Here is a 26,183-nt window from a genome sequence, read left to right on the forward strand (position 1 = left end):
CAAACGCCGCCCGGACGGCATCCGGATGCCCGGTGATCGTACAACCGGATTGGGATCATGACCGCAAAAAGCTGGGCCTACGAGGATTTCACCGAGGGCGCATCGATCGACCTCGGCGCCAAGCAGGTGAGTGCGGCCGAAATCATCGAATTCGCCACCGAATTCGACCCGCAGCCGATGCATCTCGACGAAGCCGCCGGCAAGGCCAGCATCCTTGGCGGCTTGGCCGCCTCCGGCTGGCACACCTGCGCGATCTTCATGCGCATGCTGTGCGACGCCTTCCTGCTCGACTCGACCGCGCAAGGCGCGCCCGGCATCGACCAGGTCAAATGGAAGAAGCCGGTGCTGGCCGGCGACACACTGGCCGGCAGCACCAGCGTGCTTGCCAGGCGCCTGTCGAAATCCAGGCCTCAGCTCGGCCTCGTCACCTTGCGCAGCGAACTGTTCAACCAGCGCGGTGAAAGCGTCTTCGAACTTGAGAACACTGTCATGTTCTTGACCCGCGAGGCCGGCGCATGAGCCTCGACGCGTTCTTCCGCATCGGCGATACCATCAACCTCGGTTCGCACACATTCGAAGCCGAGGCGATCAAGGCGTTCGCCTGCAAATACGATCCACAGGTCTTTCATGTCGACGAGGAGGCCGCAAAGAAAAGCGTGTTCGGCCGCCTCTGCGCCTCAGGCTGGCACACCGCGGCCACCTGGATGAAGCTCAATCTCAAAAATCCTATGGACGCTTCTCAATGGACCGGACCCGGCCCGGTACCAGAATTCGGCCCCTCCCCCGGCTTCAGGAGCCTGAAATGGCCAAAGCCGGTCTATGCCGGAGAAACCGTCACCTTCACCCGCACGGCCGTCTCCCACCGCCCGCTGGCCAATCGCCCCGGCTGGCGGCTGCTCGCGCTGCGCTCGGAAGGATTCGATTCGACGGGCGACAAGGTGCTGGAGTTCGACAGCGCGGTGCTGGTGAAGGCTGGGTAGGGCTAGGGTTTAGGCAGTAGGGATTAGGCAGCAGTGGGTGCTGCGCCTTGCACGGAATGCGGAGCTTCCCTCCCTACTCCCTACTCCCTACTCCCTACTCCCTACTCCCTACTCCCTACTCCCTACTCCCTACTCCCTACTCCCTACTCCCTACTCCCTTCTCCCTACTCTCTAATGCCCCTCAAACCCGATCAACGTCCGCACCGGCACGCCCAGCGCTTCGAGCTTCGCCCGTCCGCCGAGATCCGGCAGGTCGATGACGAAGCAGGCGGCAAGAATATCGGCGCCGATCTGCCTCAGCAGCTTGACCGCCGCCTCCGCCGTGCCGCCGGTCGCGATCAGGTCGTCAACCAGGNGCGGCAAGAATATCGGCGCCGATCTGCCTCAGCAGCTTGACCGCCGCCTCCGCCGTGCCGCCGGTCGCGATCAGGTCGTCCACCAGGATCACCTTCTCGCCCGGCGCAACGCCGTCCTTGTGCATCTCCATCTCGTCCAGCCCGTATTCCAGGCTGTAGGCGACGCGTACCGTCTCGTAAGGCAGCTTGCCCTTCTTGCGGATCGGCACGAAACCGGCCGAAAGCTGGTGCGCGACCGCACCGCCGAGGATGAAGCCGCGTGCCTCGATGCCGGCGATCTTGTCGATCTTCTGCCCGGCATAGGGATGCACCAGCTCGTCGATGGCCCGGCGGAAGGCGCGCGCATTGCCGAGCAAAGTGGTGATGTCGCGAAACAGGATGCCGGGCTTGGGGTAGTCCGGAATGGTGCGGATCGCGGCGAGCAGCGTGTCTTCGAGCGAGGATTTCATTGGTCGAGATTACCTGAAACGGAGGTTGTTGCGCGACAATTGTTCGATCGAACTGCAGCCCATCAGCTTCATGCCGCGCTCGATCTCGATCCGCATCTGCTCCAGCGCCCGCTCGACGCCCGGCTGTCCGGCCGCCGCCAGGGGGAACAGATAATAGCGGCCGACGCCAACAGCCTTGGCGCCGAGCGACAGCGCCTTCAGCACATGGGTGCCGCGCTGCACGCCGCCATCCATGATGATGTCTATTCTGTCGCCGACGGCATCGACGATCTCGGCCAGCTGGTCGAACGCCGCCCGCGAGCCGTCCAGCTGCCGGCCGCCATGGTTGGACAGCACAATGCCGCTGCAGCCGATCTCGACGGCGCGCTTGGCATCCTCCACCGACATGACGCCCTTGAGGCAGAACGGACCTCCCCACAGTCTGACCATCTCGGCAACATCGTCCCAGGTCATCGACGGATCGAGCATCTCGGTGAAGTAGCGGCTGATCGACATCGTGCCGCCGCCCATGTCGACATGCTCGTCGAGCTGCGGCAGCTTGAACCCCTCATGGGTGAAATAGTTGATCGCCCAGCCCGGCTTCAGCGCGAACTGCAGCATGCCGGCAAGGTTGAGCTTGAAGGGGATGGCAAAGCCGGTGCGCTTGTCGCGCTCGCGGTTGCCTCCGGTGATGCTGTCGACGGTCAGCATCATCACTTCGACTCCAACCGCTTTCGCCCGCTGCATCATCGCCCGGTTGAGGCCGCGATCCCGGTGGAAATAGAACTGGTAGACCTGCGGGCTGCTGCTGATCTTGCGCGCTTCCTCAAGACTGACGGTGCCGAGCGAGGACACGCCAAACATAGTGCCGAATTTGGCCGAAGCCTTGGCCACCGCGCGCTCGCCTTGATGATGGAACAGCCGCTGCAAGGCGGTCGGCGAGCAATAGACGGGCATGGCCAGCTTCTGGCCCATCACCGTCACCGACATGTCGATCTCGCTTACCCCGCGCAGCACGTTGGGAACGAGGTCGCAGCGCTCGAAGCTCTCGGTGTTGCGGCGATAGGTGACCTCGTCGTCGGCCGCGCCATCGATGTAGTTGAAGATTGGCCCCGGCAACCGCTGCTGGGCCATGCGCCGGAAATCGGAAAAGTTGTGACAGTCGCGTAGCCGCATCATCGATCCCAAATGCCCCTTTAGCCGGCGATCCGCCGGGCGCGCGTGCAATACCAATCGCATGGCGCCGTGCCAACGGAGTTCTTACTGGACGGCTGCTGCGCCAAGATGCGAACCATGCCCGGTTTGGCAAGCAAAAAGGGCGTCCGAAGACGCCCTTTCCATTTCCGAGGAATAAGATGCGGCTTAGTGCGCCACGCCTTCCCACACCTTGCGCTTGGTCAGATACATCAGCGCGCCGAACAGAAGCAGAAACACCAGAACGCGGAAGCCGGTCTTCTTGCGGTCTTCCATATGCGGCTCGGCCGCCCACATCAGGAACGCCGAGACGTCGCGCGAATACTGGTCGATCGTCTGCGGCGAACCGTCATCGTAGGTGACCTGGCCGTCGGAGAGCGGCTTGGGCATCTTCAGCGACACGCCGGACATGAAGTATGGATTGTAGTGGGTGCCTTCGGGGATCACCATGCCGGCAGGTGGCGTCTCGTCGTAGCCTGTCAGCAGAGAATGGATGTAGTCCGGGCCGCCCTGCGCGTATTGCGTGAAGATGTCGAAGACGAAGCGCGGGAAGCCGCGCTCGACGCCGCGCGCCTTGGCCAGCAGCGACATATCCGGTGGGGCAGCGCCGCCGTTGGAAGCGGCAGCCGCCTCCTCATTGGCGAACGGCGCCGGGAAATGGTCTGACGGCTTGCCCGGCCGGTCGAACATGTCGCCGGCATCGTTGGGTCCATCATGGATGGTGTACTCGGCCGACAGGGACTTGATCTGCGCTTCCGAATAGCCGAGGTCCTCCAGCGTGCGGAACGCCACCAGATTCATCGAGTGGCAGGCCGAGCAGACTTCCTTGTAGACCTTCAAGCCACGCTGCAGCTGCGCCTTGTCGTAGGTGCCGAACGGACCGGCAAAAGTCCAGTCCATCTCCTTCGGCTCGTGGATCGGGAAATGCGTCGGTGCCGCCGCGTTGTGCGCCTCTTCAGCGGCGATCGCCACACTGCCGACGGCTCCGATGCCAGCGGCAAACACGCCTAGCAGGGCGAGCGAGGTGAGAATCTTTTTCATGCCAAATCCCCTTAGATTCTCACTCAGCCTTTGGTTTCCGGCGCCGCGGTCGCACCGGCCGGATGTCCCCCTCCGGCACCCTTGTTCTTCTCCAGCACCGCCTCGGTGATCGAATTCGGCAGTCTGCGTGGCGTCTCGATCAGGCCAAGCACCGGCAGGATGACGAGGAAGAAGGCGAAGTAGAACAGTGTCGCCGCTTGAGCGTAGCCAACGTAGTTGCCCGAGACCTCACCTATCAGGAGGGTCAACAGACCGCCGCCTTCCGCCGGCTGCGAGCCAAGCCAGCCAAGCAGGACAGCGTCGGCGACGAACAGCCAGAAGAACAGCTTGTACCAGGGCCGGTAGACCGCCGAGCGCACCTTGGAGGTGTCGAGCCACGGCACCAGGAACAGCATGACGATGGCGCCGAACATGCACAGCACGCCGCCGAGCTTGGAGTTGATCGGCCCGATGTTGAAGGTGATGGCGCGCAGGATCGCGTAGAACGGCAGGAAGTACCATTCCGGCACGATGTGGGCCGGCGTCTTCAGCGGGTTGGCGATCGTGTAATTGTCCGGATGGCCGAGAAAGTTCGGCAGGTAGAAGACGAAATAGGCGAAGAAGAACAGGAACACGATCATGCCGAATGCATCCTTGATGGTCGCATAGGGCGTAAAGGCAACGGTGTCGGTCTTCGATTTCACCTCGATGCCGGTCGGGTTCGACTGGCCGACCACGTGCAGCGCCCAGACGTGCAGCACGACGACGCCGGCAATCATGAACGGCAGCAAATAGTGCAGCGCAAAGAAGCGGTTGAGCGTCGGGTTGTCGACGGCAAAACCGCCGAGCAGCAGTTCCTGGATCCAGTTTCCGACCAGCGGAATGGCGCTGAAGAAGCCGGTGATGACGGTGGCGCCCCAGAAGCTCATCTGACCCCAGGGCAGCACATAGCCCATGAAGCCGGTCGCCATCATCAGCAGATAGATGATGCAGCCGAGGATCCACAGCAGCTCGCGCGGCGCCTTGTAGGAGCCGTAATAAAGCCCGCGGAAGATGTGGATGTAGACGGCGACGAAGAAGAACGAGGCGCCGTTGGAATGCATGTAGCGCAACAGCCAGCCCGAATTGACGTCGCGCATGATCTTCTCGACCGAATTGAAGGCGAGATTGGTGTCGGCGGTATAGTGCATGGCCAGCACGATACCGGTCAGGATCTGCGCCACCAGCATGATCGTGAGGATGCCGCCGAAGGTCCACGCATAGTTGAGGTTGCGCGGCACCGGATAGGCGATGAAGCTGTCATAGACCATGCGCGGCAGCGGCATGCGGGCGTCGAACCAGCGTTCGATACCGGTCTTGGGCGTATAGGTCGAGTGTCCCTCGCTCATCGAATTATCCCCTGCCTCAACCGATAAGGATTTTGGTATCGGAAATGAACTTGAATACCGGCACGGCCATATTTTCCGGCGCCGGGCCTTTGCGGATGCGGCCGGCGGTATCGTACACCGAACCGTGGCACGGGCAGAACCAGCCGCCGAAATCGCCTTCCTGGCCAAGCGGAATGCACCCCAGATGCGTGCAAACCTGCACCATCACCATCCAGGCTTCCTTGCCGGGCGTGGTGCGGTTGGCGTCGGTCGCCGGCGCATCGGCGGGCAGATTGGCGTTGCGGGCAATAGGATCCTTGAGGTCGGCAAGGTTCACGGCCTCGCCGTCCTTCATCTCCTGCTCGGTGCGGTTGCGCACCACGACCGGCTTGCCGCGCCATTTGACAATCAGCGACATGCCAGGCGTCAGCGAGGCGACGTCGACCTCGACCGAGGCGAGCGCCAGCGTCGAGGCATCGGGGCGCATCTGGTCGATGAACGGCCAGGCAACGGCGCCTGCGCCAACGACTGCGGCCATGCCGGTGGCGACGTAGAGAAAATCACGACGGTTGGGATCCTGGGTGTCGGTTGCGCTCACGGGTGCCTGATCCTTTCGCCTCTTCCGAGCCGGCGGCCGAGCTTTGTCCCCGCTCCATCGCGCCGGCCCGACAGCGCATGGCGAACAAGCTAGCGAATTCCTCCGGCATTTGGATTTCGGTTTATGCGTGAAGCCCGTTTTTGTCCAGCGGGCTGAAGCCACAAGGGCAGATTGTCGCGGGGACAGAACAGCGCGTCAGTTGGCCAGATGCCCAAAGGTCGGCAAAGGCGGCTAAACAACAGGGAAATATCAGCAAATCCGAGGCTCCCCGCCTGTCTCGACAGGACAGGTTGCCGTGATCTAGTCTCGCCGGCATGGCACATATTATCGACCGCGAGACCTGGACCAGGACGCCCGGCCGCTGGCAGGGCGAACTGCAATGCGGCGCCTACGACTCCAACTCCTGCCTGATTTTCAACTATCAGGAAGAGATTGGCGGCGGCCCGCGCCTGCACACGCATCCCTATTGTGAAATCTTCATCATCCGGCAAGGCACCGGCCTGTTCACGATCGGCGACCAGCAGATAGAGGCCACGGCCGGCCAGATCCTGATCGTGCCGCCCGATACGCCGCACAAATTCACCAATCTTGGCCCAGGCCCGCTCGAAACGACCGACATCCACGAAAACGGCAGCTTCATCACCGAATGGCTGGAATGATTGTCGCCGGCTGGTGACCTCTAGCTTGCACCGAGCCTGACCAGCACGGCCCTTGGGATGTCGTATTCGCGGATGGCCGACTCATGCCGGCGCAGGCCGCAGAGTTCACGCTGGATGAAATAGGCGTGCACCGCCGCGGCAGCCTCCTTGAGCAGCCGCGGTCGCTGCTCCTCGTCGCCGTTGTTCTGACGGAGCTTGGCCACCGTTTCCTCGACCCGTTGGCCGGCACGGCCGAGCGCTGCGGCCTTTTCAGCCAGTATCTCATGGCCGAGGGCGTCGAACGCGGCTTCGGCAGCCGAGGCGCCTAGGGATGGCGGACGCAGTGACATCTCAGCCTCCTTTTCTGTCTTGAGAGAGCATCATGCGGTGCGTGACGAATTCTTCGCTCACCACCGGCTGGAAACCAAGCCGTTCATAGAACCCAAAGGCTTCTTGTGGCGCGCGGGTGTTCAGCACGGCAAAATGCTGACGTGCCCTGTCAATGACGGTCTCGACCAGCATGCGGCCAATGCCGCTGCGGCGATGACGCGCGCTGACGAACAGGTGCCTGACCCGGCCGTGGTCCCTGCCTTCGAAATAAGGATCGATGTTCAACCCGCACACACCAGCGAGTTCTCGGCCATGCCATGCACCAAACAGCGCCTCGCCTCGTTTCAGGAACTTGTTGCGGCCGCCCGCCCAGCCATCCGCCAGCCGCACCAGCATCCAGTAGCCTTCCAGCCGGCTCTCCTCCTTCAGCGCATCGAAGGCCGGCGCGGTTGGCCGCAGCCGCTTGAGGACGTAGCCGATATCAGGCGACGCTGCCATGCCCTACTCCGCCGGCCGTGTCTCTTCCAGCACGCTTTCCTCGTGGTAGAGGAAGCCGCCGGACTGCCGCTTCCACAGCCGCGCATAGAGCCCGTCGAGCGCCACCAGCTCGTCATGCGTGCCCTGTTCGACGATGCGGCCTCCGTCCAGCACCACAAGACGGTCGAGCGCGGCGATGGTCGACAGCCGGTGCGCTATGGCGATGACCGTCTTGTTCTCCATCAGCCTGGCCAGATTCTCCTGGATCGCCGCCTCGATGTCGGAATCGAGCGCCGAGGTCGCCTCGTCGAGGATCAGGATCGGCGCATCCTTGAGGAAGACGCGGGCGATCGCGACGCGCTGGCGCTGGCCGCCCGACAGTTTCACGCCGCGCTCGCCGACAAAAGCCTCGTAGCCGGTACGGTCCCGGTTGTCGCGCAGGCCCAATATGAACTCGTGCGCCTCGGCCTTCTTCGCCGCCGCGATCACCTCGGCCTCGGTCGCGTCCGGCATGCCGAGCTTGATGTTGTCGCGCAGCGAGCGGTGGAACAGCGCCGTGTCCTGGCTGACCACGCCGATATTGGCGCGCAGCGAGTTCTGCGTCACCTCGGCGACGTCTTGCCCGTCGATCAGGATTTTGCCGCTCTCGAGGTCGTAGAGGCGCAAGATGAGGTTGGCGAGCGTCGTCTTGCCCGCGCCCGACGGCCCGACCAGCCCGACCTTCTCGCCAGGCTTGACCACAAGGTCGATGCCATTCAGCACGCCAAAACCCTTGCCGTAGTGGAACTCGACATTCTTCACCTCGATGCGGCCGCCGGCGACGACAAGCTCTTTCGCATCCGGCGCATCGACAAGGCCAAGCGGCTGCGAGATCAGCGCCTTGGAGTTTTCCAGGACGCCGAGATTTCGCAATATGCCGTTGAGCTGCATCATCACGCGCCCGAGCAGCATGTTGAGCCGCAAGACCAGCGACAGCGTGAACGCGACGGCGCCGACGGTGATCGACCCTTCGACCCAGAGATAGACGGCAAAGCAGCCAATCGCGGTGATCATGATGCCCGACAGCGTCGTCAGCGCCATGCGCACGCCGGTCAGCCGGCGGGTGAAGGGCCGTAGTGCATCGAGATAGATGTCGAAGCCGTTCTTGATGTAGCGGTCGTCGCCGTCGGCCGAGAATAGCTTCAGCGTCTGCACGTTGGAATAGGAATCGATGATGCGCCCATTGATCATCGAGCCAGCTTCAGCCGTGGCCTCGGCATGCCTGCGGATCGAGGGCAGATAGAGCTTGGCCAGCCAGGCGAACGCGAGGATCCAGATCACCACCAGCACGGCCAGGCGCAGATCCAGCCCGGCGACCAGCGCCAAGGTCGTCACCGTATAGATGAGCATGAACCAGATGACCTCGATGAAGCTCTCCATCAGGTCGCCGGTCGCCTGCCCGGCCTGCCAGACTTTTGTCGCGATACGGCCGGCGAAATCGTTCTGGAAGAAGGTGTAGGACTGCCGCGACACATGCCGGTGCGCCTGCCAGCGCACCAGATTGTAGAAGCCCGGCGTGATCGTCTGTTCGTTGACCAGCGCCGACAGGCCGACGACGACTGTGCGGATGACCGCCACCACGACGATCATGAACACCAGTTCAGGACCGGCGGCGGTCCACAGCGCATTCCAGCTGCGCTCGCCAGGAAGCTGGTCGAGAATATCGACCAGCCGCCCGACGAAGTAGAACAGCCCGGCCTCGATCAGCGGCGCGATGCCGCCGATGACCAGCATGGCGAAGAAGGCGAACTTCGCCTGGCCGACATAGTGCCAGAGGAAGCCGCCGACGCTTGACGGTGGCCGAAGGTCCGCCGGCTCCCTGAACGGATAGACCCAGTCCTCGAACCAGCGATAGACGGCTGTCATCATGCTGACGTCATCACTCTGCGGCTTCACCCTTCACGCCGATGTCGTTGGCAACAGCGTCATTGGCGGCATCGACCGGACCGTCGTCGAGCAGGAACCCGCCCGACTGGCGCTGCCAGAGCTGCGCGTAGAGCCCGCCGCTGGCGACGAGTTCCTCGTGCGACCCCTCCTCGATGACACGGCCCTTGTCGAGGACGACGAGCCTGTCCATCGCCGCGATGGTCGACAGCCGGTGCGCAATGGCGATGACGGTCTTGCCTTGCATGAGCTTGTAGAGATTCTCCTGGATGGCGGCCTCGGCTTCGGAATCCAGCGCCGACGTCGCTTCGTCAAGGATAAGTATCGGTGCGTCCTTCAACATAACGCGAGCAATGGCGATGCGTTGCCGCTGGCCGCCGGACAATTTGACGCCGCGGTCGCCGACATGAGCGTCGAGCCCTTTACGTCCGGTGTGATCCGAAAGCCTGCCGATAAACTCCAGCGCCTCGGCCCGCCCGGCTGCCTCGATAACCATTTCCTCCGTCGCATCGGGCCGCCCGTAAAGGATATTGTCGCGCACAGAACGATGCAGCAGCGAAGTGTCCTGCGTCACCATGCCGATCTGCGCGCGCAGCGAATCCTGCGTCACCGAAGCGATCTCCTGGCCGTCGATCAGGATCCGGCCGTTCTCGAGGTCGTAGAACCGCAACAGGAGATTGACCAGCGTCGACTTGCCCGCGCCCGAGCGCCCGACAATGCCGACTTTCTCGCCGGGCTTCACCGTCAGCGACAGGTTCTCGATGACGCCCTTCTGCTTGCCATAGTGGAAACGAATGTCGTCGAAGCGGATCTCGCCCTTGGTGACGGCAATGTCCTTCGCCCCCGGCCGGTCTTCGACCAGGCGCGGCAGCGAGATCGAGGCGATACCGTCTTGCACCGTGCCGATGTTCTCGAACAGGCTCGACATTTCCCACATGATCCACTGCGACATGCCCCACATACGGAGCACGAGGCCGATGACCACGGCGACGGCGCCGATCGTCACCGCCTGGCCGAGCCACAGCCACAGCGCCGTCGCCGTCACCGAAAACAGGAGCAGCGCGTTGAGGATATAGAGCAGGCCGTAAAGCACCGTCACCAGCCGCATCGACCGGTAGACCGTGTCGAGGAAGCCTGCCATGCCTTCTCTCGCGAACGTTGCTTCGCGCCGTGCATGGGAAAACAACTTGACCGTCTGGATGTTGGTGTAGCTGTCAACGACGCGGCCGGTCATAGTCGAGCGCGCATTGGCCTGCGCCTCCCCGACCTTGCCCAGCTTCGGGATGATATAGCGCAACAACCCGATATAGCCGAGCAGCCAGACGCCGAGAGGTGCCGCCAGCCGCAAGTCGGCCGAGCCGACGATGAACAGCATGCCGAGGAAATAGACGATTACGTAATTGAGCACCTCGATAACCTTGATGACGCATTCGCGCACGGCGAGTGCCGTCTGCATCAGCTTGGTGGCGATGCGGCCGGCGAATTCGTCCTGGTAGAAGCTCATCGACTGCTTCAAGAGATAACGATGCACCTGCCATCGGATGCGCATGGGGTAGTTGCCCATCAGCGTCTGCTGGTTGAGCAAAGAATGCAGCCATACTGTACCTGGCAGCGCGAACAGCACGACGAAGGCCATGCCGGCGAGCTTCCAGCTCTCGGTCTGCAGGAAGGTTTCGCGGTTCTGCCCGGACAGCCAGTCGACGATGTGGCCCATGAAGCCGAACATCCACACTTCCGCGATGGCAATCGCCGTCACCAGCACCGCGTCCAGGATGATGTATGGCCAGGCGCCGCGCGTATAATGCACGCAGAAGGCAACCAGCGTCTTCGGCGGCTCGACCGGTTCCGCTGCGGGGAACGGATCGAGCCTTCTTTCAAACCAGCTAAACATAGTGATGCTCACAAAACTTTTGTCCGCTCATGCGGCGCGGGAAAAATCCCCGGGGCGCTCCGCGTCCCCAGACCGTACGTCGGCGGGGACCGACGGCCCGGAATCACCCGGGCCATCGGTCCTGCTTCGCGCAATATAGGGACTTGCGGGCTTTTCACCGACAGAAGCCTTCGACTGAGCTGACGGCACGCCGCCGCCAGTCCGGTTTTTCGCGCCCGGCCGGATCAGCCGGATGATCCGGCGCACCAGCGACGGCCGGCTGTGGTCGGGAACCGCACGCGAGAAATCGACATCCGGCAACATGCCGCGATGCGGACGCCGGCGCATCTGGGCGTGAACCGCCGACGAATACGTCTCGCCGACCAGCAACGCCCAGGTCGCCGTCTTGCGTTCGTGCAGGCTTCTTGAACCCGGTATCTTATAGGAATCGAACATCGGTCCGTCCTCCGTGTGAAAATAGACATAAAAAGGCGAAGCAATGTCGTGCGCCGGCCTTCGGCCGGAGGCACGGATTGCATCCGTCGGGACACGACGATAGGCCTCGGTCGCGACATGCTCAGCTGGGGCGCTTGGCCCCTTTAACGGTTTGAAAAACATCGCAGGATTCCTTCGAGAGCCGAAAATTGGGTTCGGCGGGAATCGGTGCGATCAGATCTAAGAAATCAGGTAAATCGTCGTACCGAAACCGCCGGCGGGCAGGTAAGCCCACGGGAGGGGCGCTGGATGTGCATGGTCATCATGAAATACCCCTCCATCGGTTCGGGTTGACAATGCGTGCGGTATAATCGACTTCGCAGAAAATGGCCACCCGCAGGTCCAGCAATTTCCAAAACCAGCCACCCGCTGTGGCCGATCTGCCACTTATTAGAAAGACGCGGAAATGAACCACCGTCTCCGCATCGCCCTCTACCAGCCTGACATCGCCGGCAACACCGGAACAATCCTGCGCTTCGCCGCCTGCCTCGGCCTTGGCGTCGACATTATCGAACCAGCCGGCTTTCCGCTCTCCGACAAAGCGCTCAAGCGCGCCGGGATGGACTACCTCGAAATGGCTGCCCTGACCCGGCATGTCGACTGGAACGCCTTCGAGGATTGGCGCAAGGGCCAAGCCTGCCGGCTGGTGCTGCTCACCACCAAAGCCGCGACCCCCTATACGGGCTTCAGCTTCGCCCAAGGCGACATCCTGCTGTTCGGCCGCGAATCCGCCGGCGTGCCGGATCCTGTCCATCAGGCGGCGGATGCGCGGCTGACGATCCCGATGCAGCCGGGCACGCGCAGCATCAACGTCGCGCTGTCCGTCGCCATGGTCGCCGGTGAAGCCATCCGGCAGCTCGGCTAGAACCTTCAACGCGTTGTCGTCATCGCCAACGGCCCTTGCGTCTTGCATCATTCTCACCCAGGCGCACATCGCCTTCTCCTCAATTGCCCTATCGACATTTCCTGGCTACAAGCTCAACTTAAGTTGAGGTCAAGCGGAAAATCGAGATGGCTCCGGTAAAGGAATTGACGGTCGGCCAGTTGGCCATGCGCAGCGGCGTGGCGGTGTCGGCGCTGCATTTCTACGAGGCGCGCGGGCTGATCCGCAGCCACCGCACGTCGGGCAACCAGCGGCGCTATGGCCGCGACGTGCTGCGGCAGGTGGCGATCATCCGGATCGCCCAGGAGGTCGGCATCTCGCTGGCCGAGATCGGCGCCGCACTTGAATCGCTGCCAGAAGGCCGTACCCCGACGCGCGAGGACTGGAACCTGTTGTCGACCGGCTGGCGCGACGACCTCGATCGCAAGATCACTCAGCTAAAGAAGCTGCGCGACGGCCTTACCGACTGCATCGGCTGCGGCTGCATGTCGATCGACAAATGCCCGCTGCGAAACAGGGAAGATCGCTTGAGTGCGCAAGGGCCGGGCGCAAGGCGACTGCTTGTGGAATCCTAATCCGCCGCGGGCAGCCGCCGTATGGTGAATTCGATTACGTCGCCCGGCCGCTCGAACCAGCTTTCGATCTCGGTCCAGTAGGCCTGCTTGGGAAAACGCTCGAACCATTCCTTGGCCTTGAGCCGCGCATCCGGGCGCGGCAAGACGAAGGTCTCGCGCAAAAACCCGTCACGCGGCATGCGCTCGCGCTCGGCGCGTGAACGATCGAGCCTTTTCTTCAGGCCATGCAGCGGCGGTCTTGCCGGCGTGCGCATGAAAGAACTCCTGGGCCGAACCAGATGACACTTGACCCTTGCCCCTAAGAGATTAGGGATCGCGCCCGGAAAAGGCTAGTGGTCCGATTCCAACATTCGCCTCCCTAATCCCCAGGCGCCGTTGCGAATGTTGGAATCACAAGGACCGCTAGCAAGTTCATGTTTCTGGTGGAGTTTTCGAATTTGACATTTGCATCGTGCCCTGCGCCACGCTGTGTGCAAATGTCAAATTCACTCCACTAGGTCCTTTGTCGGCCGCGACCGGAGACAGCATTTTGGAACGACCAGAAATACCGGCAGGCCTGCCACCCGACATCGAACAGAAGAAAATGAAGGCTAGGCTCTGGTTCGAGACGCTGCGCGAGCGCATTTGCACAACCTTCGAGCAGATCGAACAGGAACTGCAGGGACCACTGGCCGAATGGTCGCCCGGCAGCTTCGAGAAGACGCCGTGGGAACGCGACAATGGAAAGGGCGGCGGCGGCGCCATGTCGATGATGCGCGGCCGCGTCTTCGAGAAGGTCGGCGTCCATACTTCGACCGTCTATGGCGAATTCTCGCCCGAATTCAGGAAGCAGATGCCCGGCGCCGAGGAAGACCCGAGCTTCTGGGCATCAGGCATTTCGTTGATCGCGCATCCCTGGAACCCCAACGTGCCGGCCGTGCACATGAACACCCGCATGGTCGTGACGTCGCGCCACTGGTTTGGCGGCGGCGCCGATCTGACGCCGGTGCTCGACCGCAACCGCACGGAAGATCACCCCGACACGGTCGCCTTCCATCGAGCCATGCAGTTCGCCTGCGAGAAGAATGCCGCGGTCGCCGACCACCCGAAGTTCAAGGCCTGGTGCGACGAGTATTTCTATCTGCCGCACCGCAACGAGCCGCGCGGCGTCGGCGGCATCTTTTTCGACTGGCTGCATTCGGGGGAGGAGAAAGGCGGTTGGAATGCCGATTTGAACTTCGTCCAGGATGTCGGGCGTTCTTTCCTTGTCGTCTACGGACACCTGGTTCGCGCCCATTTCAACGAGAACTGGACCGACGACGACCGCGACGAGCAGCTCATTCGCCGCGGCCGTTACGTCGAATTCAACCTTCTTCACGATCGCGGCACCATCTTCGGCCTGAAGACCGGCGGCAATGTCGCTTCGATCCTGTCCAGCCTGCCGCCGGAGGTCAGGTGGCCGTAAAAAATCGGTGAGCGAAACGTGAGCCGCATTGACGTCCCATTCGCCGAATCTGGGCAGCCAATGTGGCATCGCCATTATCTTTTTCGTCTAATAGGCAATTGAAATAAAACGACTATTTGTCGTTTCGGGCCGGGAAGCGCCGGCGGTTCAGTCCCGAACCGCGACACGACGCTACCGGACGGCCCTGAACAAGGCGGAGCATTTTCCAAACGGATGCCCGCATTTCCAGGAGTATTACATGCGAAAGCTCATTGTTTCGGCAGCCGCCGCTGCCCTTCTCGCTTCCGGCTCGATTGCCTTTGCCGCGGTCAAGCACACCACGGGCACGGTCAAGACCTATGATGGCACGGCCATGAGCCTCGTTCTGGACGATGGATCGACCTTTACGCTGCCCAAGACCTTCAAGGATCCTGGCCTGAAGGCAGGCGAAAAGGTCCGCGTTTCCTGGGACATGAGCGGCAAGAACAAGGTTGCCGAGTCCGTCAAGATCGAGAAGTGATCGGGACAAGACCGAACGTTCTCGCCTTGGCTTAGCCTGGCAAGAGGGGGCGGAGCAGCGCTGCTCCGCCTTTTTCGCCCCCACGGCAACCAAACTCGTGGAACCGTGTTATGCTAACTCCCCCGTGCGCGCCCCCGAAACCGACTGCTGTGACAGGGCGCGGAACAGAGATGGCGGAGCTTCGTGTGCCCATGAGAGGCACAGGCTCCAAGGAGGAAAAGGAGAAAATCCCATGAAGGAATTCCATTGCGGCTCGCTGGTTCCCGGCTGTGAGTGGCACACGCGTGCCGGTGAGGAAGCCGAGGTCATGCGCCGCGCCGTCGACCATATGCGCGAGACACATGGCGAAACGGTCATTCGCGAGACGATGATCGAGGCGATCCGCTCGCGCATCGAGAAAGTTCGCGACGCGGCCTGAGCAGTCCTATCTGGCCTTCAAGGCTTCCGCGGCGCGCTCCAGCAGCGCGTCGCGATCGAGCGCAAAGCCGGACCCGATCCATTCCTTTTCCAGGTTTTTCAGAATCGCACCGAGCATTGGCCCCGGCGACGCGCCAAGCGCCGTCAGATCGCCGCCCTTGACTGGGAACACCGGTTTTTCCCATTTCAGCGCAAAAGCGAGCAGGCGCGAAAACCCGCCGGCCTGAACCAGCGCGTCATTGTCCTCGAGAGCCCGCGCTCGCGCCGACGCCAGCGACAGCCGCAGGCGATCGAGAAAACCCTGGCGCTCGCCGGAATAGAGTTTCTTGGCCAGTTCCGCTTCGCTTGTCTTGGGCTCGACGGCAGCCGTCAGCGCCCAGTGGCGCAGGCGCTCCGCCTCAGTGGTCGAAAGTTTCAGCCGCTCGGCCAGTGTCTTCATCCTCGCCGCATCGGGCGGCACGATCGCCTCCAGCCTGAGCAGCGGGTCCGGCGCCCAGCCCAGATCCTTTTCTGTCTTGATCAGCCCATGAATGGCATCGATGCCCCATTTCTCGCTTTCCGGCAGGGCGCTGGTGAGCCCGCCGGCCTGGCGCATCCACAGCAAGGCGCGCGACGGATCTGGGGCCGATAACAACTTCTTCAGCTCGGACCAGATGCGTTCGGCCGAGAGATGGGCGAGACCGTCCTTGAGCCGGGCGCAGGCCTTCAATCCCTCGGCATCGGGCCGACCCTCGCCGTACCAGGCGAAAAAGCGGAAGAAACGCAGGATGCGCAGATAGTCTTCGCGGATCCGCTGCTCGGCATCGCCAATGAAGCGCAGCCTTCGTGCCTCGATATCGCCGACGCCGCCGACCAGGTCGACGACCGTCCCATCAGCCTCCGCATAGAGCGCGTTGATGGTGAAATCGCGCCGTTCGGCGTCGGCCTTCCAGTCGCGGCCGAACGACACTTTGGCGCGGCGGCCATCGGTCTCGATGTCGGCGCGCAGCGTGGTGACCTCATAGGGCGCGCCGCCGGCAATCACCGTGATCGTGCCGTGCTCGATGCCGGTCGGCACCGCCTTGAAGCCCGCCGCCTCGGCGCGGCGAACGGTTTCCTCGGGCAGGCAAGTGGTAGCAACGTCGATATCGGCGACCGGCTGCCCAATCAGTGCATTGCGCACCGCACCGCCCGCGATGCGGGCTTCCTCGCCGCCTTGCGCCAGCACGGCAAGCAGCCGCTGCAGATGCTTTTCACCCAGCCAGTCGGCTCTGCCCGCCAGCGATACCGGATCACTCAAGCATAGAGCCTTTCATAGAGCGTGCGGATGATGCCGGCGGTGACGCCCCAGATGCGCTGGCCGCCATAGGGCATATCGTAGAAGAACCATTCCAGGTCGTTCCACATGCGGCTGTCCCTGGTGTGGTTGGCCGGATCCATCAGGAACGAAAGCGGTACTTCGAAGGCGGCGTCGACCTCGTCGGAATTGAGCGACAGCGTAAAACCGGGCTCGACGATCGCCAGCACCGGCGCGATGCGATAGCCGCTGCCGGCGACATAATCGGGCATGCGGCCGATGATCTCGATGCGGTCATGGCCGAGGCCGATCTCCTCGAAGGTCTCGCGCAAGGCCGCTGCTTCCGGGGTCGCATCGGTGGGATCAATGGTGCCGCCAGGAAAAGCCACCTGCCCGGAATGGCTGCGCAGTTTTTCCGCCCGCTTGGTCAAAAGCACGGTCGCATCGCGTCCATGATCGACGACCGGGATCAGCACCGCGGCGTCGCGCAGCGCTTTGAGCTGCGTCAACCGTGGATGGCCGGGGTTGAAGCGATGATCGCCATAATCGTCGCCGGCATGGACTTCAGCTTGCGCCGCGACCCGCGCGCGAAAATCCGCTGTGGAAAACGGCGGCGGCCTCACCTGATCCATCATGCGCTCAGCCGCTTCAGTTTTTCCGCCGGCATGATCGGATAGATTTCGCCTTTCGAGCGCACGGCAAACATCGTCTTGCCGCCGATATCGATCTCCTCGCCATGCTCGACCAGTTCGTACATCACCGGCCGCGCCACCAGCGCTTCCAGCCGCCCGCGCACAAGCACATAGGGTTTTAGCCCGCCGGTCTCGTTCTCGTCGACGAAGCGCAGCGGATGGCCAGGTCCGGCCTCGACGACATCGCCGACATTGGTGCGGAAAGTGATGGTCTGCTCGGCGCCGGCGCCGGAAACATCCATTTCAACCGCGATGAAAGGCGCGTCCACGACGCGGATGCCGACCCGTTCGACCGGCGTCACCAGATAGGTCCTGCCATCCTCGTCCTTGCGCAGCACGCTGGAAAACAGCTGCACCAGCGGCATGCGGCCGATCGGCGTGCCGAGATAGAACCACGTTCCGTCTTGTTTGATCTCCATGTCTAGATCGCCGCAAAAGTCGGGATTCCAGCGCTCCACCGGCGCCGCGCCCTTGCCGGCGCGAGCCGCACGCGAGATCAACGCTTCGAGACCGCGCGCCTCGGTTGCGGCAGTAAGGCTGTGCTCGCGATGTTCGGAGCGTTCCGTCATGGTCACGAAATAGTCACTGTTGTTCCGCTTGTCAGCCTAAGGCTGTGATTTAAATTCATTCGTAGGCGCCAGGCGAAGCCGAATCGCGGCATTCTAAGGCACTACAGTGCAAGCCGGTACTTCCAGCACAAGGATCGATGCGGCATGAGCGTAATGGTCAAGGAAAGCCCAATCAGCGAAAAGGACATGATCGCCCAGGCCGAGACGGCGCTGGCCGATATTTCCAGGGTGCGCGACGGCGTCGGCCGCGTCATTTTCGGCCAGGAAGTGGTGGTCGAGCGCACGCTGGTGGCGCTGCTTGCCGGCGGCCATGCGCTGCTGGTCGGCGTGCCCGGCCTTGCCAAGACCAAGCTGGTCGAAACGCTCGGTGTCGTGCTCGGCCTCGATTCGCGCCGCATCCAGTTCACACCCGACCTGATGCCGTCGGACATTCTCGGCTCAGAGGTGATGGAGCAGGACGAGGCCGGCAGGCGCTCCTTCCGCTTCATCTCCGGCCCGATCTTCGCGCAATTGCTGATGGCCGACGAGATCAACCGCGCCTCGCCGCGCACCCAGTCGGCGCTGCTGCAGGCGATGCAGGAATATCACGTCACCATCGCCGGCATTCGCCACGACCTGCCCGCGCCCTTCCATGTACTGGCGACGCAAAACCCGCTGGAGCAGGAAGGCACCTATCCCCTGCCCGAAGCGCAGCTCGACCGTTTCCTGTTCAAGCACCGGGTGAGCTACCCCGGCNTCCTGCTCGAAACCACCGGCATCGAGGACGCCAAGGCGCAAAACGTGCTGCAGCCGGCGCGGCTGAGGGAAATCCAGACGCTGATCCGCCGTATGCCGGTGCCCGAAAGCGTCGTCGACGCCATCCTCAAACTGGTGCGTTCGGCGCGTCCCGGCCAGGGCAATACCGAGACCGACAAGCATGTCGCCTGGGGTCCCGGCCCGCGCGCCAGCCAGGCGCTGACGCTGTGCGCCCGTGCGCGCGCGCTTTATGACGGGCGGCTGGCGCCGTCGGTGGACGACATCCGCGCGCTGGCCGAACCGGTGCTGCAGCACCGCATGGCGCTGACCTTTGCCGCCCGCGCCGAGGGCACGACTGTGCGCGACGTGGTGGCGAAACTGGCCAAAGGAATCTGATGGCACGTATCGGCGAAGTCCAGGCACCGGCAGCGACGCGCGACGCGCTCGCCAGGGGCCGGTTGCGGGCTTCGCTGGTGCCGGACCTGCTGGTCGAGGCACGCCGTATCGTCAATACGGTAATTGCCGGCTGGCATGGCCGCCGCAAGCGCGGCATCGGCGAGAATTTCTGGCAGTTCCGCCCCTATGTCGAAGGCGATTCCTCGCGCATCGACTGGCGCCGTTCGGCCCGGGACGACCACACCTATGTGCGCGACCGCGAATGGGAAGCAGCCCACACGGTGTGGCTTTGGGCCGACCCATCGCCCTCCATGCTCTACAAATCGACTGGCGCCAGCGTTTCCAAGGAATCGCGCGCGCTGGTGCTGGCACTGGCCATGGCCGAATTGCTATCTCGCAGCGGCGAGCGCATCGCATGGCCCGGCCTGACAGATCCGTTCACCGCCCGCAACGGCGCCGAGCGCATCGCAGCGCAATTGATGCACGCCGCGGACCTGCCAGCAAAGCCTGACCTGTCCGCCATCCGCCGCTTCTGCGACATCGTCGTCGTGAGCGATTTCCTCGACCCGGTCGAGGAGACCATGGAATGGCTCGATGTGCTGGCGCGGCATGGCGTGCGTGCGCATCTGATCGAGGTTGCCGATCCGGCGGAGGAGACCTTTCCTTATGCCGGCCGCACCGAATTCACCGATCCCGAGACCGGCGACAAGTTGACCGCCGGCCGCGCCGAAATGCTCGGCGACGAATACCGCCTGCTCTACACCGCCCGCCGCCAGGAGATGGCCAGCTGGTGCAAGCGCCTCGGCTGGAGCTACACCGTCAACCACACCGATCGCCTCGCTTCCGAGGCGCTGGTGCGCATCCACATGGCGATGACCGCCGATGGCGCATTCGTGGGAAGGGCCGGCGCATGAGCTGGCTGCCGCTCTCCTTTGGCGCTCCCATGGTGTTGTGGGGCCTGCTCGCGCTGCCGGTGATCTGGTGGCTGCTCAGGCTCACACCGCCCAAGCCGCAGTCCGAAATGTTTCCGCCGCTGAAGATCCTCGCTCGCGTGCTGAAGCGCGAGGAAACGCCGCAGCAGAGCCCGTGGTGGCTGACGCTGCTGCGGCTGTTGATGGCAGCCCTTGTCGTCGCGGCATTAGCCGAACCCGTTTTCAATCCGCGCGAAAAATTGCCGGCCGAGGGCGCCGCCCTGGCGCTCGTCATCGACAATGACTGGGCGAGTGCCGCCGACTGGGGCAAGCGCGTCGCCACCGCCCAGCGGCTGATCGCCGATGCCGGTTCGAACGGCGTACCGGTCGTCATCGCCTTCACCGCCGAAAAGCCGAACGCCGAGATCGGCCCCTTCGATGCCGCGGCTGCCCTCGACCGGCTGCGCGCCGCCAAGCCGAGGCCGATCCCAACCGACCGACCCGCCGTCTATGCCCGCGTCGCCGGCGTGCTGGAAACCTTGCCCGGCGCCAGCGTTGCCGTTCTCGCCGACGGCCTTGCGGCAAAGGGCGACGAGGCCGCCTTCAACACACTGCTGTCGAAAAATGCCGCCCGTGTCGTCTGGGCCAATTCCGACCGGCTGGCGCTGACTGGGCTCACTGGCGCCGAAAATCAGGTCGACGGCTTCGCCCTGACCGCCATCCGCGCGCCCGGCGACCCGGCGCCGGCACAAGTCACCGCCGGCGCCTTCGACGACAAGGGCCGCCGCATCGCCGACGCGACGCTGACCTTCGCGCCGGGTGAGACTACCGCCAGCGGCACGATGGCGGTGCCGTTCGAACTGCGCAACGACTTCGCCTCGATCGCGCTCGACGGCGAACGCCAGGCAGGTGCGGTGCGCGTGCTCGACGAAAGCTCCAAGCGCCGCCGCGTCGGACTTTTATCGCAGGCCGAGGCCGACCAGGCGCAGCCGCTTCTGTCGCCGCTCTATTACATCAGGCGCGCGCTGCAGCCTTTCGCCGATCTGGTCGAACCGTCGAGCGTCGATCTCGCCGACGCCATCCCGCAGCTTCTCGACCAGAAGCCGGCGATGATCGTCATGGCCGATATCGGTACCATTCCGCCGCAGGTCCATCAGCGGCTGGTCGACTGGGTCGACAATGGCGGCACGCTGGTGCGCTTTGCCGGTTCGCGGCTGGCCGCCGCCGGCAATGACGATGATCTGTTGCCGGTCAGGCTGCGCACCGGCGAGCGCTCGCTTGGCGGCGCGCTGTCATGGACGACGCCGCAGGCGGTGACCGAATTCCCGAAGAACGGCCCGTTCGCCGACCTCGCACCGCCGGCCGAGGTCACGGTGAGCCGGCAGGTGCTGGCCGAACCGACGCCGGACATCGTCGAACGCACCTGGGCAACCCTTGCCGATGGCACCCCGCTGGTGACCGGGTTGAAGAAGGGCAAGGGCACGCTGGTTCTGTTCCACATCACCCCGGAAGCGACATGGTCGACGCTGCCGATCTCCGGCAGCTTCGTCGAGATGCTGCGGCGCATCGTGCAGCTGTCGCGCAACCAGGGTGCGGCGGTTGCCAACGCCGAAGCCGCTGCTACGTCGCTGGCACCTTATCGCATGATAGCCGCCGACGGCACTTTGGTGCCGCCGACGCCGGACGCGCGACCGCTGGTCCCCGGCGCCGGCACGCTGCCGGTGACGTTCGAGAACCCGCCCGGCCTCTACGGCTCGGAAACCGGCGTTTTCGCCCACAATCTGCTCGAACCGGCCACCGCCTTCGCGCCGCTGGTGCGCCCGCAATTCACAGTGCCGGTGACCAATATCCAGTACGCTTTCGATGAATCGCGCGACCTCAAGGGATCGCTGGTCACAGCGGCACTTGCGCTTATGCTGCTCGACACGCTGGCGGTGTTCTGGATGGGCGGGCTGATGTCGCGCCGACCGCGCCGCGGCCGATCGGCCGCAGCAACGACGGCTGCGCTGCTGCTTGGCCTCGGCATGCTGTTTGGCCATGCCGACCTCGCCCACGCCGACGACGCCAAGCCCGGCGATGCCGCGGCAATCGAGGATATTGCCAAGACCCGCATCGCCTATGTGCTGACCGGTGTGCCCGGTGACGATTCGATCAGCCGCGCCGGGCTCGAAGGCCTGACCCGCTTCCTGATCGAGAAGACCGCGCTCGAGCCGGGCGCGCCGGCGGGCGTCGATATCTCGAAGGACGAGCTTTCCTTCTATCCGCTGATCTACTGGCCGATCGATCCTTCCGCGCCGATGCCGAGCCAAGCCGCGATCGCCCGCATCGACGCCTATATGCAGCAGGGCGGCACGGTGCTGTTCGACACGCGCGACCAGTTCGCCAACGGCATCGGAGCGGATTCGGCGAGCCCGGCGACGGAACGGTTGCGCGACATTCTCGGCAATCTCAACGTGCCGCCGCTGGAGCCGGTGCCCGCCGACCATGTGCTGACCAAATCCTTCTTCATCCTGCCCGAATTTCCCGGCCGCTTCTCCGGCAGCCCGCTCTGGGTGGAAGCCTCGCTCGAGGCCAGCAATGCCGAGAATCGGCCGGTACGCGTCGGCGACGGCGTCTCGCCGATCCTGATCACCGCCAATGATTTTGCCGGCGCCTGGGCCGTCGACGGGAATGGTGACCCGCTTTTGCCGACCGTGCCATCGGATCCGATGCAGCGCATCTATGCGCTGCGCGCCGGCGTCAACATCATGATGTACATGCTGACCGGCAACTACAAATCCGACCAGGTGCACGTGCCCATCCTGCTCGAACGGTTGGGGCAATAGGATGGCAGTATTGGCTAATTTCGTCTCGATCCTGTCTGGCGCCGGCGGCGCAGCCTCACCCTCACCCTCCCCCTTTTGGGGAGGGTCGGCTCGCTGTCGCAGCGAAGCGAAGACAGTGGGCCGGGGTGGGGGTGCAGCCAGCGCTCTGTCGCCTACCCCCACCCCGCTCCGCTACGCGGATCGACCCTCCCCACAAGAGGGAGGGTAAACGATGAACTGGTCGATTTCGTTCGAACCGCTGCTGTCCTGGCCCTTGCTGGCTTTGGTGCTCGCACCGCTGCTGGTGCTGGCCGCTGTCGGCTTGTGGTTTCGCCAGCGCGGCGCGATCTTCCGCTTCGCGGCGCTGATTGCGCTGGGCGCAGCACTCCTCAATCCGGTCTTCCTCGATGAGGAGCGCGAGGCGCTGAAGAGCGTCGTTGCCGTCATCGTCGACCGCAGCCAGAGCCAGGATATCGGCGACCGGACCAAACAGACCGACGAAGCGCTTGCCGGTTTGCAGCAGCGCCTTGGCCGCTTCAAGCAGTTCGACGTCCGCGTCGTCGAGGCCGGCAAGTCGGAAGCCGCCGACGAGCGCACCGAGACCAAGCTTTTTGCAGCGCTTGAAGGCGCTTTCCGCGACGTGCCGCCCTCGCGCATCGGTGGCGCCATCANCCGAGACCAAGCTTTTTGCAGCGCTTGAAGGCGCTTTCCGCGACGTGCCGCCCTCGCGCATCGGTGGCGCCATCATGATCACCGATGGCGAGGTGCATGACGCACCGGCCGCCCCCGACTTCAATGCGCCGCTGCACGCGCTGATCACCGGCAACGAGCACGAGAAGGACCGCCGCATCCGCTTCGAGAACGCGCCACGCTTCGGCCTCGTCGGCAAGCCGCTCGACATGACCTACCGCGTCATCGCCACCGACGGCGAAACCGGCCCGGTCGATGTCCGCGTCTCGGTCAATGGAGAGCAGGTCGCGGTCGAAGAAGCGACCATCGGCCAGGCGATGCCGCTGCAGGTGACCATCCCCGGCGCCGGCCGCAACATCGTCGAACTCTCTATTGACCGCGAGCCGGGCGAACTGACCGACGCCAACAACCGCGCCATCGCGCTGATCGACGGCATCCGCGAGAACTTGCGCGTGCTTTTGGTTTCCGGCGAACCGCATGCCGGCGAGCGCACGTGGCGCAATCTGCTGAAATCCGACGCCTCGGTCGATCTCGTCCATTTCACCATTCTGCGGCCGCCGGAAAAGCAGGACGGCACGCCGATCAACGAACTGTCGCTGATCGCCTTCCCGACCCGCGAGTTGTTCGTCGAGAAGATCAAGGATTTCGATCTCATCATCTTCGACCGCTACCAGCACCGCGACGTGCTGCCGATCCTCTATTACGACTACATCTCCGAATACGTCGAAAAGGGCGGCGCGCTGCTGATCGCCGCCGGGCCGGAATATGCCGGCGACTCCTCGATCGCCCGCACCCCGCTAATGTCGTCGCTGCCGGCAATGCCGACCGGCGAAGTCATCGACAAGGCCTTCTATCCGCGCCTCACCGATCTCGGCCAGCGCCATCCGGTGACGCGCGGCCTCGACGGCTCGGCGACCGAGCCGCCGCGCTGGAGCCGCTGGTTCCGCACCATCGGCGTGCAGAACCCCGAAGGCGAAGTGGTGATGAAGGGCGCCGACAACCGCCCGCTGCTTCTGCTCGATCATAAGGGCGAAGGCCGCGTCGGCATGCTTCTGTCCGATCAGGGCTGGCTATGGGCGCGCGGCTTCGAGGGTGGCGGGCCGCATGTCCAGCTTTACCGCCGCATCGCCCACTGGCTGATGAAGGAACCTGAACTCGAGGAAGAGCGGCTGACCGCCGACGGCCGCGGCATGATGCTGGAAATCCGCCGCCAGACGATGAGCGACGATCCCGGCCCGGCGCAGGTGATCACCCCTTCGGGCAAGGCGCTGATCATCAAGCTGGAGAAGTCCGAACCCGGCGTTTTCCTGGGCAGCATCGAGACCAAGGAGATCGGCCTCTACCAGATCGGCAATGGTGACCTGACCGCACTCGCCCATGTCGGCCCGGTCAACGCGCCGGAATTCTCCGACGTCGTCTCTACCGAGGACCGGTTGAAGGCTCCGACTGAGGCCACCGGCGGCAGCGTGCGCCGGCTGGCGGCCTCCTCCACCCTTGGCCAGCTCACCGGCAGCGTCACCCTGCCCTCCATCGTCCCGGTCCGCGCCTCCGGTGCGGCCTCGGGCGCAGACTGGATCGGCCTGCGCAGCACCGACGACAGCGTGCTCAAAGCCGTCTCGCGCGTACCCCTGTTCGGCGGCTTCCTCGGCCTTTGCCTGCTGCTGCTGGCCATGGGCGCGATGTGGTACAGAGAGGGAAGGTAAGGATCCCTTCTCCCCGTCACTATACGGGGAGAAAGACGCTCAACCTACTCCTCCGGCTCCGTCGTAAACAGCAGCGGGTACCCCTTGGCCTTGGCCGCGTCGACGGCCCGTGTCGCCTTGGTCTCGGCGACATCCCTGGTGAAGACGGCAACGACGCAAACGCCGAGCCGGTGCGCGGTGATCATCACCCGGTTAGCCTGGTCTTCGCTGAGCTTGAACTCGCCCTTCAGCACCGTCACCACGAATTCGCGCGGCGTAAAATCGTCATTGATGAGGATGACCTTGTAGAGCTTCGGCCGCTCGGTCCGCGGCTTGGTCTTGGTGCGGGGTTTGGAACTGATTTCAGGCATCGGGAACCGGTATCGCGCGAGGGGTCGCTCTCACTTTGTCATGGGGGAAAGCCGTCGTCCATTTTGATCGGCGCGCCAAACCGGCTTCCCGGAAGTGCTGCCGTTCACAAATTTAGGAAGTGTATGCTGCGGTTCAACGGCCCTGGCGATTGGCGACGCGACGAGCCTGGAATTGCCGTGCGCTGGATGCCGCATCCGGCCTTGATCCGGCCGCCTTGTATTCGACCCAGGCGACCGCGAGCCAGCCGAAGAAGCAGGCCAGCGCCGCGCCGGTGATCACGGTAAGCAGCAGGCTTTGCCATGGTGTGATGTATTGACAGCTGCTGGAGATTGCCGGTGCAAACAGCGACGGCTCTGTGCGCCCGCTCACCGGATCGGGCACCGGGCTGGCGGTGAACTGGATCAGCACCCTGACCATTGCCGAGGCCACAAGGCCGCCGATGGCCATCGAGCGCAGAATGGATGAAAGCCGCTTCTTCATGCGGGCTATCCTACCGGACCGGCATTGCAAACGGGTTAAAGTCCTGGGTGGCCGGCACCCATCAACGGGTAATCATGCTCAC

26 protein-coding genes and 3 pseudogenes are annotated in these 26,183 nt (G+C 63.7%); 12 read left to right on the forward strand and 17 right to left on the reverse strand.

All coding sequences use genetic code 11. The features are described from left to right. The first annotated feature begins 57 nt into the window (after window positions 1-57). Together X771_RS164370 and X771_RS164365 are read left to right on the forward strand one after the other, a co-directional pair. The gene (locus X771_RS164370) at window positions 58-519 is read left to right on the forward strand and encodes a MaoC family dehydratase (RefSeq protein ID WP_023670033.1); all 462 of its coding nucleotides are present in this window, start codon (window positions 58-60) and stop codon (window positions 517-519) included. Then, on the forward strand, window positions 516-980 hold the full coding sequence (locus X771_RS164365) for a MaoC family dehydratase (protein WP_023686135.1): 465 nt from the start codon (window positions 516-518) through the stop codon (window positions 978-980). The genes X771_RS164370 and X771_RS164365 overlap by 4 nt, the downstream gene beginning before the upstream one ends. Window positions 981-1,151: 171 nt before the next feature. Here the strand turns inward: X771_RS164365 and X771_RS1000000167820 are convergent. The 6 genes and pseudogenes from X771_RS1000000167820 to petA form a co-directional block, all read right to left on the reverse strand. Further along, window positions 1,152-1,334, reverse strand: a pseudogene (locus tag X771_RS1000000167820) (adenine phosphoribosyltransferase); the annotation flags it as partial. 2 nt (window positions 1,335-1,336) lie between these two features. After that, window positions 1,337-1,785, reverse strand: a pseudogene (locus X771_RS01000000164560) (adenine phosphoribosyltransferase); the annotation flags it as partial. Between the two features lie 9 nt (window positions 1,786-1,794). After that, window positions 1,795-2,940: an alpha-hydroxy acid oxidase gene (locus tag X771_RS164360; protein WP_023686136.1), complete on the reverse strand. Its 1,146-nt coding sequence runs from the start codon at window positions 2,938-2,940 to the stop codon at window positions 1,795-1,797. Between the two features lie 186 nt (window positions 2,941-3,126). Continuing rightward, a complete protein-coding gene (locus tag X771_RS164355) occupies window positions 3,127-3,999 on the reverse strand; it encodes a cytochrome c1 (protein WP_023670029.1) in 873 nt (290 codons plus the stop codon). A 23-nt stretch (window positions 4,000-4,022) separates the two neighbouring features. Further along, window positions 4,023-5,366, reverse strand: a complete 1,344-nt coding sequence (locus tag X771_RS164350; protein ID WP_023670028.1) for a cytochrome b N-terminal domain-containing protein — start codon at window positions 5,364-5,366, stop codon at window positions 4,023-4,025. A gap of 16 nt (window positions 5,367-5,382) precedes the next feature. Beyond that, the gene (gene petA / locus X771_RS164345) at window positions 5,383-5,943 is read right to left on the reverse strand and encodes a ubiquinol-cytochrome c reductase iron-sulfur subunit (protein ID WP_023670027.1); all 561 of its coding nucleotides are present in this window, start codon (window positions 5,941-5,943) and stop codon (window positions 5,383-5,385) included. 314 nt (window positions 5,944-6,257) lie between these two features. Here petA and X771_RS164340 point away from each other — a divergent pair, with 314 nt between their 5' ends. Beyond that, on the forward strand, window positions 6,258-6,602 hold the full coding sequence (locus X771_RS164340; RefSeq protein WP_023683696.1) for a cupin domain-containing protein: 345 nt from the start codon (window positions 6,258-6,260) through the stop codon (window positions 6,600-6,602). 20 nt (window positions 6,603-6,622) lie between these two features. Here X771_RS164340 and X771_RS164335 read toward each other — a convergent pair whose 3' ends face one another. The 5 genes from X771_RS164335 to X771_RS0133025 are packed head-to-tail and all read right to left on the reverse strand — an operon-like array spanning window position 6,623 to window position 11,637. Continuing rightward, on the reverse strand, window positions 6,623-6,931 hold the full coding sequence (locus tag X771_RS164335) for a DUF6665 family protein (protein WP_023686137.1): 309 nt from the start codon (window positions 6,929-6,931) through the stop codon (window positions 6,623-6,625). A gap of 1 nt (window position 6,932) precedes the next feature. Then, entirely contained in the window at window positions 6,933-7,409 is a 477-nt protein-coding gene (locus X771_RS164330) for a GNAT family N-acetyltransferase (protein WP_023686138.1), read from the reverse strand. Between the two features lie 3 nt (window positions 7,410-7,412). Further along, entirely contained in the window at window positions 7,413-9,296 is a 1,884-nt protein-coding gene (locus tag X771_RS164325; protein ID WP_023686139.1) for an ABC transporter ATP-binding protein, read from the reverse strand. Window positions 9,297-9,306: 10 nt separating this feature from the next. Then, complete coding sequence (locus tag X771_RS164320; RefSeq protein WP_023686140.1) at window positions 9,307-11,202, reverse strand: ABC transporter ATP-binding protein; 1,896 nt, start codon at window positions 11,200-11,202, stop codon at window positions 9,307-9,309. Between the two features lie 27 nt (window positions 11,203-11,229). Beyond that, window positions 11,230-11,637, reverse strand: coding sequence for a hypothetical protein (locus tag X771_RS0133025; RefSeq protein WP_023686141.1), 408 nt, complete (start codon window positions 11,635-11,637; stop codon window positions 11,230-11,232). A gap of 445 nt (window positions 11,638-12,082) precedes the next feature. Here X771_RS0133025 and X771_RS164315 point away from each other — a divergent pair, with 445 nt between their 5' ends. Continuing rightward, entirely contained in the window at window positions 12,083-12,541 is a 459-nt protein-coding gene (locus tag X771_RS164315) for a tRNA (cytidine(34)-2'-O)-methyltransferase (RefSeq protein ID WP_023670018.1), read from the forward strand. Window positions 12,542-12,687: 146 nt separating this feature from the next. Beyond that, window positions 12,688-13,134 (forward strand): redox-sensitive transcriptional activator SoxR, encoded by a 447-nt coding sequence (gene soxR / locus X771_RS164310; RefSeq protein WP_023686142.1) that lies wholly within the window; start codon window positions 12,688-12,690, stop codon window positions 13,132-13,134. Here soxR and X771_RS164305 read toward each other — a convergent pair. Continuing rightward, a complete protein-coding gene (locus X771_RS164305) occupies window positions 13,131-13,388 on the reverse strand; it encodes a hypothetical protein (RefSeq protein ID WP_023683688.1) in 258 nt (85 codons plus the stop codon). The two genes, soxR and X771_RS164305, sit on opposite strands and share 4 nt — an antisense overlap. A 275-nt stretch (window positions 13,389-13,663) precedes the next feature. Here X771_RS164305 and hemF point away from each other — a divergent pair, with 275 nt between their 5' ends. The 3 genes from hemF to X771_RS164290 all read left to right on the forward strand — a co-directional run bounded on the left by hemF (window position 13,664) and on the right by X771_RS164290 (window position 15,495). Beyond that, window positions 13,664-14,578 carry an oxygen-dependent coproporphyrinogen oxidase gene (gene hemF, locus X771_RS164300; RefSeq protein ID WP_023686143.1) on the forward strand — a complete coding sequence of 305 codons (915 nt, stop codon included), beginning with the start codon at window positions 13,664-13,666 and terminating at the stop codon, window positions 14,576-14,578. A gap of 238 nt (window positions 14,579-14,816) precedes the next feature. After that, entirely contained in the window at window positions 14,817-15,077 is a 261-nt protein-coding gene (locus X771_RS164295; RefSeq protein WP_023686144.1) for a DUF1344 domain-containing protein, read from the forward strand. 232 nt (window positions 15,078-15,309) lie between these two features. Continuing rightward, the gene (locus X771_RS164290) at window positions 15,310-15,495 is read left to right on the forward strand and encodes a DUF1059 domain-containing protein (protein ID WP_023670013.1); all 186 of its coding nucleotides are present in this window, start codon (window positions 15,310-15,312) and stop codon (window positions 15,493-15,495) included. A 6-nt stretch (window positions 15,496-15,501) separates the two neighbouring features. Here X771_RS164290 and X771_RS164285 read toward each other — a convergent pair whose 3' ends face one another. From X771_RS164285 to X771_RS164275, 3 genes are read right to left on the reverse strand one after another with little or no spacing between them, the layout of a single operon-like run. Next, the gene (locus X771_RS164285) at window positions 15,502-16,773 is read right to left on the reverse strand and encodes a CCA tRNA nucleotidyltransferase (protein ID WP_023686145.1); all 1,272 of its coding nucleotides are present in this window, start codon (window positions 16,771-16,773) and stop codon (window positions 15,502-15,504) included. Continuing rightward, window positions 16,770-17,402 carry a CoA pyrophosphatase gene (locus X771_RS164280; RefSeq protein WP_023686146.1) on the reverse strand — a complete coding sequence of 211 codons (633 nt, stop codon included), beginning with the start codon at window positions 17,400-17,402 and terminating at the stop codon, window positions 16,770-16,772. The genes X771_RS164285 and X771_RS164280 overlap by 4 nt, the downstream gene beginning before the upstream one ends. Continuing rightward, window positions 17,402-18,031: a DUF1285 domain-containing protein gene (locus X771_RS164275; RefSeq protein ID WP_023686147.1), complete on the reverse strand. Its 630-nt coding sequence runs from the start codon at window positions 18,029-18,031 to the stop codon at window positions 17,402-17,404. The genes X771_RS164280 and X771_RS164275 overlap by 1 nt, the downstream gene beginning before the upstream one ends. A 144-nt stretch (window positions 18,032-18,175) precedes the next feature. Between X771_RS164275 and X771_RS164270 the strand changes: the two genes are divergently transcribed. The 4 genes and pseudogenes from X771_RS164270 to X771_RS01000000164565 all read left to right on the forward strand — a co-directional run bounded on the left by X771_RS164270 (window position 18,176) and on the right by X771_RS01000000164565 (window position 25,270). Further along, window positions 18,176-19,162 (forward strand): MoxR family ATPase, encoded by a 987-nt coding sequence (locus tag X771_RS164270; protein ID WP_023686148.1) that lies wholly within the window; start codon window positions 18,176-18,178, stop codon window positions 19,160-19,162. Further along, a complete protein-coding gene (locus X771_RS164265; protein WP_023683683.1) occupies window positions 19,162-20,076 on the forward strand; it encodes a DUF58 domain-containing protein in 915 nt (304 codons plus the stop codon). Before X771_RS164270 ends, X771_RS164265 begins: the two co-directional genes overlap by 1 nt. Further along, a complete protein-coding gene (locus X771_RS164260; protein WP_023686149.1) occupies window positions 20,073-22,898 on the forward strand; it encodes a DUF4159 domain-containing protein in 2,826 nt (941 codons plus the stop codon). The genes X771_RS164265 and X771_RS164260 overlap by 4 nt, the downstream gene beginning before the upstream one ends. Window positions 22,899-23,109: 211 nt before the next feature. Continuing rightward, window positions 23,110-25,270: pseudogene (locus X771_RS01000000164565) on the forward strand (hypothetical protein). Between the two features lie 44 nt (window positions 25,271-25,314). Here the strand turns inward: X771_RS01000000164565 and clpS are convergent. Together clpS and X771_RS164250 are read right to left on the reverse strand one after the other, a co-directional pair. Further along, on the reverse strand, window positions 25,315-25,620 hold the full coding sequence (gene clpS, locus X771_RS164255; RefSeq protein ID WP_023670006.1) for an ATP-dependent Clp protease adapter ClpS: 306 nt from the start codon (window positions 25,618-25,620) through the stop codon (window positions 25,315-25,317). Between the two features lie 133 nt (window positions 25,621-25,753). Further along, window positions 25,754-26,101: a hypothetical protein gene (locus X771_RS164250; RefSeq protein ID WP_023686150.1), complete on the reverse strand. Its 348-nt coding sequence runs from the start codon at window positions 26,099-26,101 to the stop codon at window positions 25,754-25,756. Window positions 26,102-26,183: the final 82 nt, after the last annotated feature.

The sequence above is a fragment of the Mesorhizobium sp. LSJC269B00 genome, from assembly GCF_000502815.1.
Taxonomy (GTDB): domain Bacteria; phylum Pseudomonadota; class Alphaproteobacteria; order Rhizobiales; family Rhizobiaceae; genus Mesorhizobium.